Below are 13,799 nucleotides of genomic sequence, written 5' to 3'. Positions count from 1 at the left end.
AAGCGTCAAGGTATACACGGCGATCATAAGCAGAAAAATCAATAACATAGTCTATAACTACGCAATTATGGAGGTATTACCGGATGGATCACTCACATCTACGAAATACTTGACTGCTGACCTCGTCGCCACCCTACCCGGATCAGGCGTCCGATTTGGAAACACGGTGCCTGCATACACGATAAATAATGGAAACTACCTTAAACTCATCGTAACCAACAATCCGTATGACGATTTCCAATTGTCTTTTTCTAGCACCGGCGCCACCGTGACCATCGACGTATTTGTCGCTGGGGCGACGAGCAAACCATTCTCGCACGTGGTCGGGGCATAAGCGAAGACACGTCATGTATCGCTCGTGCAGGATCGGGCGCCAGACGTAGACAAGTAACGCGCTTTCGGCAGCAAGGGGCCGGGTTTCGTGACGACGCCGTCGCAATCCGGCCGCTCGCAATACAAGAGCGTCTGGTCGGCGCCGGACAGACCAGATGCAAGCAGCCTCAATTACCCGGACAAAACGGCGACCGCCCGCTCCGGGGCTGCGGGCCGGTCATTTCCGGCGCCAGGCGCCCGCCACTTCCTCTCCGCACGGCGGACTGACCGAGGGCCGATGGAGGCCAAGGCTTCGAGCCCCTTACGTGAGGCGGCAGCGCCTCACCTTCTGGAGTGACGCATAGCCTGGCGCCCACAGGCAACGGGCAGCCGCCATCCCATTGGTGAACGAGGGTGCGTCGACTGACCATGACGCAAACGCAGAAAGCCGCCCGCGCGGCCAGCGACCCACCACCGTCTGGCTCGATACGCCGCCCAGCGCCGCGCCATGTGTGAAGACGCTTATTCAATGAAATTCGCTATTAATATGGAACCTAATTATGTTAGCTGCACCGATACCACTCGGAATTACTAATAACACATTTCAGTATGTTCCAAACGCCACCCTCTCCGTGCTGATCCCTGTCAACGAGGATAGTTCGGTGGGCGATCAAATCGACATCTTCCTGAACGATGGGAATATGCAAGGCGCGCCCCGGTATAGGGTGTACCGAGAAAACGCCGAGGCGGCTGTCATCGCGGTGACGCAGCAGGCCGACTACAAAACCGGCGCGAACGTGCTGTGCTATGAAATCACCGACCTGCAGCACAACATATCCTGGCCTTCGGACGCAACGCTTGTGACCCGGCAAGACCAGCAGCCGTCGCCGCCAGTGACGCCACCAGTGACGCCACCCGTGCCGCCGCCGCCTCCGCCGCCTTCTACGACGACATTTACCAATGTCATCCAGACTGGCCCGCAACCATATTCAGATGGGAGACATTACCAGGCCGTTTATTGGGTTGCTTACAGAAACGGCGTGCCATACGCACCATCGTCCTTTACGGTCCGCCCCGGAGACCCATCAACATTTGTGAGTCGAAGCGGCACCATCGGTTCCGGAACATCATCGCTCGCAGGGGACAGTTCGTGGTTTTCTTACAGCAGTGTAACGAATTCGTTGGCGCTTCTCATCTGTGTCACGAACAATTCCGGTACACAAATTCGCACATCTGCGACGATAACGGCTGATGGGGCCTCAAATACTGTAGTTGTCATGTTCGTCAGGGGGTGATGAACACGGAAGCGGCGGCTGGCATGCGACGGGCTTGTGTGAGCCCGTGCGCTTGACGTCGTCGGCGCCACCGCCGCCGCTCTGTCGTTTCAAGCCAAAGCGCCGTGCGTTCCACGCATGGCGCCTGTGTCCCGCCCGTGTGGTGGCGACGCATGTCAGGGCGCGCATGAGTCGGCATCTGCGTCCCGGTGTGAGCGCATGAGCGCCGCGCGCTGATTATTCACCGCAATCAATGTGGCTGCCGTTTGAAGTGCAGCGCGTTGCTCAGGAGAGCGTGCAGCCGCTGCTGCGGGGTCTTGCACTGCCTGTCGCCGCGCCAGAGCACAGGCACAGGCACAGGCACAGCGGGGCGAGCGCCCGCGCTTACCTGCCCGTCAACGCCTCACGACTGACGCCCCCTCACGCAGCGGCCGTCCTGTAGGCCGCCGGGTCGTAGTTCAGGATCGGCGACAGCCAGCGTTCGACGTCGGTGATCTCCATGCCCTTGCGGCGGGAGTAGTCTTCGACCTGGTCGCGTTCGACCTTGGCGACGCCGAAATAATAGCTCTCCGGGTGGGCGATGTAGAGGCCGGAGACCGAGGCGCCGGGCCACATGGCGTAGCTCTCGGTGAGGCTGACGCCGATGCGCTTCTCCGCCTGCAGCAGATTGAACAGCGTCGCCTTCTCGGTGTGGTCGGGCTGGGCCGGGTAGCCGGGAGCCGGGCGGATGCCGGCGTATTTCTCCTGGATCAGCTCATCATTGCCGAGCGCCTCATCCTGGGCGTAGCCCCAGAACTCCTTGCGCACGCGCTCATGCATGCGTTCGGCGAAGGCTTCGGCGATGCGGTCGGCCAGCGCCTTGACCATGATCGAGGCGTAATCGTCGTTGGCGCCCTCAAAGCGTTTGGCGATACGGTCTTCCTCCGCCCCCGCCGTCACCACGAAGCCGCCGATGTAATCGCCCTTGCCCGACCCTTCTGGCGCGACGAAATCGCTCAGCGCCAGATTGGGGCGGCCATCGCGCTTGCTGAGCTGTTGACGCAGGGTGAAGAAGGTCGCCAGCGCCTCATTGCGGCTCTCACCGCTATATAGCCGGATATCGTCGCCCACGGCGTTGGCGGGCCAGAAGCCGATCACCGCCTTGGGCGTGAACCAGCGGCCATCGACGATGCGCTTCAGCATCGCCTGGGCGTCGTCGAACAGCTGGCGGGCGGCCTCGCCCTGTTTGGCGTCATCGAGGATCGCCGGATAGCGGCCCTTGAGCTCCCAGGTCTGGAAGAACGGCGTCCAGTCGATATAGGGAACCAGCTCGGCCACGTCATAGGTCGAGAACACCCGCTCGCCGAGAAAGGCTGGCTTCACCGGCGCATAGCCGCTCCAGTCGATCTTCATGGCGTTGTCGCGCGCCCTGGCCAGCGGCAGCCGCTGCTTCTCGGCCTCGGCGCGGGCATGGCTCTCGGCCACCTTCTGGTATTCGGCGCGGACGCTGGCGATGTAATCGCTGGCCTGCATGTCCGACAGCAAGCTCGACACCACGCCGACGGCGCGGCTGGCGTCGGTGACATAGACGGCCTGGTTGCGCTGGTAATTGGGGTGGATCTTCACCGCCGTGTGCACGCGGCTGGTGGTGGCGCCGCCAATCAGCAGCGGGATATCGAAACCCTCGCGCTCCATCTCGGCGGCCACATGCACCATCTCGTCGAGCGACGGCGTGATCAGGCCAGACAGGCCGATGACGTCAACCTGCTCCTTGCGGGCCACGTCGAGGATTTTCGCCGCAGGCACCATGACGCCGAGGTCGATCACCTCATAATTGTTGCAGGCCAGCACCACGCCGACGATGTTCTTGCCGATGTCATGAACATCGCCCTTCACCGTCGCCATCAGCACCTTGCCGGCTGAGGCGCGACCGCCGCCGGCCTTATCCGCCTCCATGAACGGCATCAGCCAGGCCACCGCCTGCTTCATCACCCGGGCCGATTTCACCACCTGAGGCAGGAACATCTTGCCGGCGCCGAACAGATCGCCGACCACGCCCATGCCCGCCATCAGCGGGCCTTCAATCACGTCTAGCGGCCGGGCCGATGCGAGGCGCGCTTCTTCGGTGTCGGCGTCGATATATTCGGTGATGCCGTTGACCAGGGCGTGCTCCAGCCGCTTCGCCACCGGCCAGGTGCGCCAGGTGAGGTCGGCCTCGCGGGCCTGGCGACCGGCGCCGCCGCGGAACTTCTCCGCCACATCCATCAGCCGCTCAGTGGCGTCGGGACGGCGGTTGAGCACCACATCCTCGCAGGCCTCGCGCAGATCCGCGTCGATCTCGTCATAGACCGCCAGCTGGCCAGCGTTGACGATGCCCATGTCCATGCCGGCGCGGATGGCGTGCAGCAGGAACACGGCGTGCATCGCCTCACGCACCGGCTCATTGCCACGGAACGAGAACGACAGGTTCGACACGCCGCCCGAGACGTGGGCGTGCGGCAGGTTCTGGCGGATGGCGCGGACGGCGTCGATGAAGTCAACGCCGTAATTATTGTGCTCCTCGATGCCCGTCGCCACAGCGAAGATATTGGGGTCGAAGATGATGTCTTCCGGCGGGAAGCCGACCTGTTCGGTGAGGATTTTGTAGGCGCGGGCGGTGATCTCAATCTTGCGGGCGGCGGTGTCGGCCTGGCCCTGCTCGTCAAAGGCCATCACCACCACGGCGGCGCCATAGGCGCGCACGATGCGCGCCTCGGCCACGAACTTCTCCTCGCCTTCTTTCAGCGAGATCGAATTGACGATGCCCTTGCCCTGCAGACACTTGAGGCCAGCCTCGATCACCTCGAACTTGGAGGAATCCACCATCACCGGCACGCGGGCGATATCGGGCTCGGCGGCGACGAGATTGAGGAAGTCGGTCATCGCCTGCTTTGAATCGAGCAGGCCCTCATCCATGTTGACGTCGATGATCTGGGCGCCATTGGCCACCTGGTCACGCGCCACATCGAGCGCAGCGGCATAGTCGCCAGCGGTGATCAACTTGCGGAATTTGGCCGAGCCGGTGACGTTGGTGCGCTCGCCGACGTTGACGAACGGAATGTCTTCGGTGAGCGTGAACGGCTCGAGCCCCGACAGGCGCAGACGCGGCGCAATCTCCGGCACGGCGCGCGGGGTCTTGCCGGCCACAGCCCTGGCGATGGCGGCGATATGCGCCGGCGTGGTGCCGCAGCAGCCGCCGACCACATTGACGAGGCCGGACGCGGCGAATTCGCCGACCAGCGCCGCCATGGCCTCCGGGCTCTCGTCATACATGCCGAATTCATTGGGCAGGCCGGCGTTGGGATAAGCGCAGACGAAGGTGTCAGCGACGCGCGACAGCTCCTGGATGTGGCCGCGCATCTCGCGGGCGCCAAGGGCGCAGTTGAGGCCGATGCTGAACGGCCTGGCGTGGCGCAGCGAGTTCCAGAACGCCTCAGGCGTCTGGCCCGACAGGGTGCGACCCGACAGATCGGTGATGGTGCCGGAGATCATCACCGGCAGGCGCACGCCCTTCTCGGCGAACACCTGCTCCGCCGCCACCACCGCCGCCTTGGCGTTCAGCGTGTCGAAGATCGTTTCGATCAGAATGATATGCGAGCCGCCGTCGACGAGGCCACGAATCTGCTCGGCGTAAGCGTCACGCACCTCGTCGAAGCTCACGGCGCGGTAGCCGGGATTGTTGACGTCGGGCGAGATCGACAGGGTGCGGTTGGTGGGCCCCACGGCGCCGGCGACAAAGCGCTTGCGGCCGTCGCGACGCTCCGCCTCCAGCGCCGCCTCCACGGCGAGGCGCGCCCCCTCATAGTTCAGCTCATAGACGATCGCTTCAAGGCCATAATCGGCCTGGGCGATCGAGGTGCCGGAGAAGGTGTTGGTCTCGACGATGTCGGCGCCAGCCATGAAATATTCGAGATGGATCTCGCGAATGGCGTCGGGCTGGGTCAGGATCAGCAGATCATTGTTGCCGCGCAGGTCACGTCCATGATCGCGGAACCGTTCGGCGCGGAAATCCGCTTCCGTGAACTTGCGGCCCTGGATCATGGTGCCCATGGCGCCGTCCAGCACCAGGATGCGCTCGCGCGCCGCCGCCGAAAGCGCTGCGCGCACCGCCGCGCCATCGGCATGATTGGCCGGAGCCTGGAAGGTGACGGTGGAGGTGCTGGTCTGGGTCATGGCCTGTTCCGCGCGCACGGTCAGTCGGGCGACCGCGCCGGTCTGGATCGTTGACGGCTGCGCGCGGCGTTGCGCGCGGCCAGTACGGGTTCCGGTTAGCGCCGCTGACGGCGGGCGGCAACCAGGTGATGCATAATCTGGCGGCGCCCGTGGGCTGGCGCGCCGGGCGGCGACTGGCTCAGGCCGGGGACGCCGCCGGGCGCAGCCCGAGCAGATGGCACACGGCGTAGACCAGATCAGCGCGGTTCATGGTGTAAAAGTGGATATCCTCCACGCCGCGATCAATCAGGTCAAAGGCCTGCTCGCTGACCACCGCCGAGGCGATCAGGCGGCGGGTCTCCGGGTCATTGTCCAGCCCCTCGAAGCGATTGGCCAGCCATGCCGGCACGCTGGCCCCGGTGCGGGCGGCGAAATTCGCCGCCTGGGCGAAGTTCTGCACCGGCAGCAGGCCTGGCACGATCGGGATTTCAATGCCGCGCGCCCGCGCCCGGTCGAGGAAGCGGAAATACACGTCATTGTCGAAAAAGAACTGGGTGATGGCCCGGGTGGCACCAGCGTCGATCTTGCGCTTGAGCATGTCGAGATCCGTGTCGAGATCAGCGCTCTCCGGATGCTTTTCCGGATAGGCTGACACCGAGACCTCAAAATCGCCGATGGCGCGGATGCCGGCCACCAAATCGGCGGACGACTGATAGCCCTCGGGATGGGCGCTGAAGGCGTGGCCAGGGCCCTCCACCGGATCGCCGCGCAGCGCCACGATGTGGCGCACGCCCGCGTCGTGATAGCCGCGAATGACGTCATCAACCTCATCGCGGCTGGCGGCGACGCAGGTGAGATGGGCGGCGGGCGTCAGGCTGGTCTCATCAACGAGGCGCTTGACCGTGGCGTGCGTGCGCTCGCGGGTCGAGCCGCCCGCGCCATAGGTGACGGAGACAAAGTGCGGCTGCATCGGCTCCAGCCGACGAATGGCGCTCCACAGCTGCTCTTCCATCGCCGCGGTCTTCGGCGGGAAGAACTCGAACGACGCGCGCGGAACGCGGGCGCTGTCCCGGCTCGGACGAAAAGCGTGAGCAACCATCATGCAACCTCTGAATTCTGGCCGTGAGGCGACCAGTCCGTCATCACGCGCGGATCGCGGGCCAGCCAGAGCACCACGGTGAGGCCCTCCGCCACGCCAGCGTCCGCCTGCGCGTCATTTTCAGCCGCGCTGGTGGGCAGGCGCACCACCGATGCAGGCTCGAGCCCGGCGGCGGCGAACCACGCCGCCATCTGGGCGTCATCGAAACCAAGGCGGCGGTGCTGGTGCCCGCTGCGCAGAAACTCATGATCATGGGTGGCGAAATCCACCACCAGCAGCCGCCCGCCAGGGGCCAGCGTCGCCGCCGCCTCGCGCAGCGCCCGCCCCGGATCATCGAGGAAGTGCAGCACCTGATGCACCACCACCAGGTCGAAGGCGTTGTGCTCGACATCGAGGGCGTTGATATCGCCCTGCCGCAGTTCGGCGTGGCTGATCCCCGCCGCCTCCAGATTGGCGCGGGCCACCTGCAGCATCGCCGGGCTGGCGTCGACGCCGACCAGCCGCTGAGCCTGTGCGGCGAACAATTGCAACATGCGGCCAGTGCCAGCGCCCAGATCGAGCAGGGCCCGCACGGGCCGCTCGCCGAGCAGCGCCCGGATAGCCTGTTCGACGGCAGCCTCCGGGGCGTGTAGCGACCGCAGCCGGTCCCATTCGGGCGCAAGTCTGGCGAACCAGGCGTTGGCGGCGCGCGACCGCTCCTCGCGCACCTGGGCGAGGCGGTGCAGATCGCGGGCCAGCAGCACATCGTCCTGCGGCAGCGCGGCGATCAGACTGCGCAAGGGCGCCGGGAAACCCGCGTCAGGCGTCAGACGGAAGAACGCCCAGGCGCCCTCCCGGCGCCGCTCCACCAGCCCCGCCTCGCACAGCAGGCGCAGATGCCGCGAGATGCGCGGCTGTGACTGGCCTAGAATATCAGTGAGATCGGACACGCTGAACTCGCCCCTGGCCAGCAGATAGAGGATGCGCAGACGCGTCTCCTCGGCCGCCGCCTTGAGCGCCCCGAGCATCACCTCAAACGAAATCGCCTCTGATGGGGCCACGCCCGTACTCCCATGCCCCTTGCGCGCTGAAACGTCAGCCAGCGGCATGCGCCGAAGCGGGGTGCGGAAGTAGATATAAAGATATGTTTATATCGTCAAGCGGATTGTCGGTTTGGTCTCGGGCGTAACAGGGAACGGGGCTGGCAGGGTCGTTAGGTCAGGGAGGCGCCAGGTACATCGCTGGTCGCGTGTTTCCAGCATAGAGCTTCCGGGCGCTGCGGCGACTTCAGTCGACTTGCGGCGGCTTGCGGCGGCTTGCGGCGGCTTGCGGCGGCTTGCGGCGGCTTGCGGCAGGCATGGGGAAGAACGAGCGATGGCGCAACCAGGCGCACGCCGCTGAAGATGGCGAAGGCTGCAATCGGCCTGCGCCACCGTCATCCAACAGACACCGCCGACAGCCCAACCCACCGCCGTCATGCCCGCGCTTGTCGCGGGCATCCACGTCTTCAGCGGCGTGCACAGTCGCCTAGGCGACGATCGCCGGCGCGCGTTATCAGCCGGTCTCGTGGATACCCGCGACAAGCGCGGGCATGACGGCGGGTGACGCGGGAAAGCATGGCGGTGAGCGCAACGGGAGCGGATGACGGCGGGCATGGGGACGAACGAGCGATGGCGCAACCAGGCGTACGCCGCTGGAGATGGCGGAGGCGGCAATCGGCCCTCACCACCGTCATCCAGCAGTCGCCCCAACCGCCCAATCCACCGCCGTCATGCCCGCGGTTGTCGCGGGCATCCACGTCTTCAGCGGCGGGCGCCATCACCCCGGCAATATTCGCTGGCGTACGTTATCCGCCGGTCTCGTGGATACCCGCGACAAGCGCGGGCATGACGTTGGGAGATGTTCGCACGCATGACGGTGGTGACGCGGGGGGGGGGGCATGCCGGTGGTGACGTGGGCACGCATGACGGCGGGCGGCGTTCGCACGCATGCCGGTGGCGACGGGGAGCGACCGTGACGCCCCCGCGGCGCGAGGCCTTACCGCGTGCTCACCGCCGTGCGGGAAATCGGCAATTTGCTGTTGCGGCGGATGGCGATCAGCAGCACGCCGCCGAGCGCCACGGCCGAGCCGATCACGGTGCTGATGGTCAGGCGGTCGCCGGTCATGGCCATGCCGAGCGCGATGGTGACCAGTGGGCACATCAGCGTCAGCGGGGCGATCATGTTCGCCTCATATTTCTTGATCAGGCCGTAATAGCTGGTGTGGGCGCAGACCGAGACCACCAGGGCCGCGAACAGCACGGCGAACAGCAGCGTCCAGCCGCCGCCCATGGCGCGCTCCAGCACATTGTCCTCGAACAGCGCCGAGCCGAGGATCAGCGGCAAGGCGCTGACCAGGCCGACCCAGGCCTGGAATTGCAGCGGCTGCACCTTCGACATCTGCTTCATCATGATGGCGCCGACCGAGGCGCAGACGGCGGAGGCGGCCACATAGGCGAGGCCCAGCGAAGCGCTGACGCCCTGCGGGTCCCACATCACCAGCATGGTGCCCGAGAAGGCGAGCAGAATGCCGAGGCGGCGGCGCCAGCCGATGACCTCGCCGAGAACGATCACCGACAGCACCGTGGTGATCGGCACGCCAAGCTGGCTGACGATCGCTGTGGCTGACGGCGTCGCCGTCTGCAGGCCGATGAACACCAGGGCGAAGCTGCCAGCGCCCATGCACAGCCCGACGATGATGATGCGCCACAGTGGTTTGGGCAGCGGCAGCAGCCACGGCAGGCAGACCAACGCCACGATGGTGAAGCGCGCGGCGGCGTAAAGCAGCGGCGGCGCGTTGAGGTCGGAGATCACCACCTTGCTCAGCACGGTGCTGAACGCCCACGCCACGCAAATCATGAACAGGATGAAAAAGTCGCGGATGCTCATGAGTCTGGCCTAGGCGACACGCGCCCCGATACGCCGCAACGACGCCCACAGCTGTCGGCGTCGTCAGTTGCTGTGGAACAGGGAAGGACGCCAGGGCCGCAGCGCCGCGCCAGGAGGCGCGCTACGCAGGCGCGCCACAGACAAGGCCCATCCGGATCTGCCGCCGAAAACATGGGTGGTTTAATGAAAACACCGGCTGTCACGCGTGTCCCGGCCCGGTCGTTGCGCAAAAGCCCAAATCAGTCGCCTGGTCTCTAGCCCTGCCCGCCCGCCGCTGCAATGGGGCAGCGCGTCGCCATGCCAAATTTGCATTAGGCGACGTAGACGTTATGCGCGGGGCACAGCTCTCATCGTCACAGACCGATTTTCAGCTGCCCTAAGGTCATTATTGCGTCCCAAATGGCGTCCAGAACCACTGAACCAAAGCAAAGCTGACGCAGTTCAACAATCAGGCGCCTGCCCAAAATTGGATCAGGCGTCGCCATGGCGCCGCCAGGTTCTCCCCTGAAGAGCCTGTCCGGGACGTGTAGCGTACGGGAAGACGTGGTCCTCATGCGTCGCCCGCAATCAGGAAGAGGAACGCCGGGATGAGCGACGGCATCATGCCTGTAGCGCCCAAATTGCCCGTGGGGCCAAAAGCGCAAAAAGCGCCCGCGGCGCCGACAGGCCCGGGCGCGCAACGGCCAGGCGGCGGGCGCATCGACACCATCGACATGTGGCGCGGCCTCGTGCTGGTGGTGATCTTCATCAATCACGTGCCGGGCAATCTGCTCGAGCACCTGACCATGAAGAATTTCGGCTTCTCCGATTCGGCGGAAGCCTTCGTGTTTGTCTCAGGCCTCGCTGTCGCCCTCGCCTATTTCCCCAAGCTCAACGCCGGCGACTGGTTCGGCACGGCGCGCCGCTGCGTCAAACGCGCCGGCAAATTGTATGGCGTGCATCTGCTGCTGACGCTGGCGGCGCTGGTGATGTTTGGCCAGGCCTTTCTGGCCACCGGCATCACCGAACTGGCCACCGGCCACGGTCGCGACATCAGCTTCATGGAGCCTGGCCGGGCGCTGGCCGGCCTGTTGCTGCTCAGTCACCAGCTCGGCTATTTCAACATTCTGCCGCTGTATATTCTATTGATGCTGATCGCCGTGCCGCTGCTGATGCTGGCGTGGGTGCGGCCGTTGCTGGCCCTGGCCATCTCCTGCGCCATCTATGCGTGGTCGCGCCTCACCGACTTCGGCCTGCCGACCTGGCCGATCGAAGGCCGCTGGTTCTTTGATCCGCTTGGCTGGCAGCTGCTGTTCACCATCGGCATCGTTTGCGGCGTCGTCTGGCGCGGCCGCAAGCTGCCCTTCTCCCGACCGCTGTTTGCGCTGGCCCTGGCCTGGGTGCTGGTCGGCGTCGTCACCGTCACCAATGGTTTTGGCCTCGCCCCTGGCCTGTATGACGCTGGCCGCGGCGTGTTTGACCTGAGCAAGACGGACCTTGGCCTTGGCCGTCTCACCCACTTCCTCGCCCTCGCCTATGTGCTGTCGCAGATGCGGGTCGGCGAGGCCCTGCTGCGCCTGCCAGGCGCCGACAAGCTGACCTTGATGGGCCGCCACGGTCTTGCTGTGTTCGCAGCAGGTTCGCTGCTAAGCGCCGGCGGCCAGATTCTGCTTGCAGTGAGCAATGGTTCGCCCATTGTGGGGGTCGTCTATGTCGTCGCAGGCATCGTCGGCCTCGTGACCTTCGCAAGTTGTCTTGAATGGTTCTCCGCCTCCTCCCGCCGCCAGGCCAGCAGCGCCGGCGCCGCCCCCACGCATGCGGCCTCATCGCAGGATGGCGTCAACGCCTGAGCTGCGTCATCGCGGCGATGGCGCTAGCCACGTCGTCGGTCGTCGCCCTGGCGCAGGACAGCAGCGGGCCACGACCGTCCCACGCCCCTGGCGCTGCGGTCGCGAGCCCTCACGCTGCGCTGCTGCTGCAGCCGCGTGAACTGGACAGGAGACCTGCAGCCATGACTGGCGACCAGCCCAAAGATCCGCGCCAGCCGGCGCCTCTCCCGGCCGCGACCCCGAGGCTCCCCGGAGAGCCAGCCTCCGCATCAGGCGCTGCGGCTGCGCCCTCCAATGGGCACGCCGGAGCGGAAACTGGATCTATGGCGCGCCCCGCCGCCGATAAGACAACCGGCGTCGCCGGCGCGCCCGCCTCCGAGCGGCCAATGCTCGACCGTCCGGCGCTGCAGAAGGCGCGCCTCGCCGCCCCCGATTGCGTCTCGGCCCGCCCGGCGCTCGCCGTCACCGGCAATTTGCGTCACACCGGCCAGCGCCTCGCCGAAGGCCTGCCGCTGCGTATTTTGGCCATTGGCTCTTCGACCACCGAGGGCGTCGGCGCCACCGCCCCCGACCGCACCTATCCCGTGCAGCTGGAGCGGGAGATGGAGCGGCTGCTGCCGCACGCCAGGGTGGAGATGCACGTTTCAGGCGTCGGCGGCGAGACCGCCGTGCAGACCCTCGCCCGGCTGGAGCGGGAGCTGAAGGCGCATGACCCGGATCTGGTGATCTGGCAGGTCGGCACCAATGACGCGCTGTCCGATGTGGGCGAAGAGACGTTCCGCACCCTGCTCGATCGTGGCATCATGGCGGTCGACGGCGCGCGGGCTGATCTGATCCTGATGAACCAGCAGTTCTTCCCGTCGATCCGCCACAAATCGCGCTATGAGAAATTCGTCCGCATGGTCGAGGAAGCCGGGCTGCGCAAGCGGGCCTGCGTGTTCAATCGCTACGCGCTGATGCAGCAATGGGGCGAGACGTCCGCCGACACCCTGAAGTCGATGCTGTCGACGGACCAGTTCCACATGAGCGATCGCGGCTACGCCTGCATGGCGCGGGTGCTGGCCGACGAGATCGTCCGCGCCTCCTGGCAGGACCACGCCAGCGTCAGCGCCATGTAGGACGCGACGCCGCTCAGGCTGGACCGGCGCCGGGCGCGTCTGCCAAAGAGGATTCTGGCGTCATACCAGGATGCGAAGATGCTGACGCATCCGCATCCTGAAATGCTCAGGCGCCGCACGGGCTTAACCAGAGCCCGATTTGTCATGCTCATCGGGTACTGGCGTCAGCCTTCGCCAGTATCGACGCGCAGCGTCGGATGGCTGTCGGCCACGTCATCGCGGAACGGTCGCAGCCGCAGCTTGTTGCGGTGGTCGGCGGCGCCCGCCGCGCCATCTGGCATGAGGCCGCGAAAATATGCCTTCTGCCAGCCCTGCTGGACGACGTCGGGCGCGCCGCCGTGCAGGCCGCGATTGAACGCGTCGCGCCCTGCGGCCCAGCGCTGGTAGGCGGCGTGTAGCTCGTCATCATCGGTGATCGACACGAGCCTCGGCGAAACATTGTCGAGCGCGTCCCGGCGCACCGGGAAGAAATGACACATCGGCTCGCCTGCCTCGAAGGTGACGCGATGGTGCGGGCGGGTGAACAGCCAGTTCATGGTGAAGGTGTACGGCGCCCAGTCGGTCTCGATCACGCCGGTGAGCGGCGCAATGCCATCCTTGGGGCGGTTGACCGGCCCGCTCACCATCAGGTCGTACCCCGGGTCGGTGCGAAACAGCGCCGGCACGTGAAAGGTCAGCACGCCCGAGCCGAAATGGCTGATCGCCACGCCTTCCCCACCGTTGCTGTCGACGGTGATCGAACCGATCGCCGCGCCGCCATCCCAGATGGCGCTGAAGGTGGTGGCGCACAGCATCTCCCAGCCATGACAATTGGCGATGTTGAGCGGCAGGCAGCGATAGGCGTAGCGCTGCGGCGTCGCCTCCATCCACGGCCGCTCCAGCGGCGCCGGACGAATCTGCACCTGATGCCCGGCGAGCACATAGCCCGTGAGCTCCGTTGGCGCATGCCCCTCGGCTGGGGTTGCGGCGTCAGGACGCCCAGCGCTTTTGGAGTCTCCATTTTCGGGGGCGACGCCGTTGGCGCCAGCGCCCTTGAGGTCGCCGCCCGCAGTTTCCGTGCCAATGCTCGTCATACGCCCTCCAGCCAGGCACACACGCAGCGCAACCGCGC

General features: G+C 65.7%; 10 protein-coding genes. 4 read left to right on the top strand and 6 right to left on the bottom strand.

Translation table 11 applies throughout. The features are described from left to right. Both AC6A67_RS16090 and AC6A67_RS16085 read left to right on the top strand, forming a co-directional pair. The coding region (locus tag AC6A67_RS16090; protein ID WP_498037570.1) for a hypothetical protein at positions 1-334 on the top strand (334 nt) is incomplete at its 5' end. A gap of 538 nt (positions 335-872) precedes the next feature. Continuing rightward, on the top strand, positions 873-1,607 hold the full coding sequence (locus AC6A67_RS16085; RefSeq protein ID WP_498037569.1) for a hypothetical protein: 735 nt from the start codon (positions 873-875) through the stop codon (positions 1,605-1,607). A gap of 399 nt (positions 1,608-2,006) precedes the next feature. On the opposite strand, the gene metH is transcribed toward AC6A67_RS16085, so the two are convergent. The 5 genes from metH to AC6A67_RS16060 all read right to left on the bottom strand — a co-directional run bounded on the left by metH (position 2,007) and on the right by AC6A67_RS16060 (position 10,247). Further along, positions 2,007-5,777: a methionine synthase gene (metH, locus tag AC6A67_RS16080; protein WP_498037568.1), complete on the bottom strand. Its 3,771-nt coding sequence runs from the start codon at positions 5,775-5,777 to the stop codon at positions 2,007-2,009. 178 nt (positions 5,778-5,955) lie between these two features. After that, positions 5,956-6,858 carry a methylenetetrahydrofolate reductase [NAD(P)H] gene (gene metF / locus AC6A67_RS16075; protein WP_498037567.1) on the bottom strand — a complete coding sequence of 301 codons (903 nt, stop codon included), beginning with the start codon at positions 6,856-6,858 and terminating at the stop codon, positions 5,956-5,958. Beyond that, positions 6,855-7,862 (bottom strand): ArsR/SmtB family transcription factor, encoded by a 1,008-nt coding sequence (locus tag AC6A67_RS16070; protein WP_498037578.1) that lies wholly within the window; start codon positions 7,860-7,862, stop codon positions 6,855-6,857. Before AC6A67_RS16070 ends, metF begins: the two co-directional genes overlap by 4 nt. Positions 7,863-8,871: 1,009 nt before the next feature. Continuing rightward, a complete protein-coding gene (locus AC6A67_RS16065; protein ID WP_498037566.1) occupies positions 8,872-9,762 on the bottom strand; it encodes a DMT family transporter in 891 nt (296 codons plus the stop codon). A 353-nt stretch (positions 9,763-10,115) separates the two neighbouring features. Beyond that, on the bottom strand, positions 10,116-10,247 hold the full coding sequence (locus AC6A67_RS16060) for a hypothetical protein (protein ID WP_498037565.1): 132 nt from the start codon (positions 10,245-10,247) through the stop codon (positions 10,116-10,118). Positions 10,248-10,349: 102 nt separating this feature from the next. Here AC6A67_RS16060 and AC6A67_RS16055 point away from each other — a divergent pair, with 102 nt between their 5' ends. After that, entirely contained in the window at positions 10,350-11,591 is a 1,242-nt protein-coding gene (locus tag AC6A67_RS16055; RefSeq protein ID WP_498037564.1) for an OpgC family protein, read from the top strand. A 302-nt stretch (positions 11,592-11,893) separates the two neighbouring features. Continuing rightward, positions 11,894-12,688, top strand: a complete 795-nt coding sequence (locus AC6A67_RS16050) for an SGNH/GDSL hydrolase family protein (protein WP_498037563.1) — start codon at positions 11,894-11,896, stop codon at positions 12,686-12,688. A gap of 164 nt (positions 12,689-12,852) precedes the next feature. Here the strand turns inward: AC6A67_RS16050 and AC6A67_RS16045 are convergent, their stop codons facing one another. Beyond that, complete coding sequence (locus tag AC6A67_RS16045) at positions 12,853-13,761, bottom strand: DUF6065 family protein (RefSeq protein ID WP_498037562.1); 909 nt, start codon at positions 13,759-13,761, stop codon at positions 12,853-12,855. Between the last annotated feature and the right edge of the window lie 38 nt (positions 13,762-13,799).

The sequence above is a fragment of the Camelimonas sp. FR25 genome, assembly GCF_059740505.1.
The sequence above is the reverse complement of the archived record's forward strand: the minus strand, read 5'-3'. Positions and strand labels throughout refer to the sequence as shown.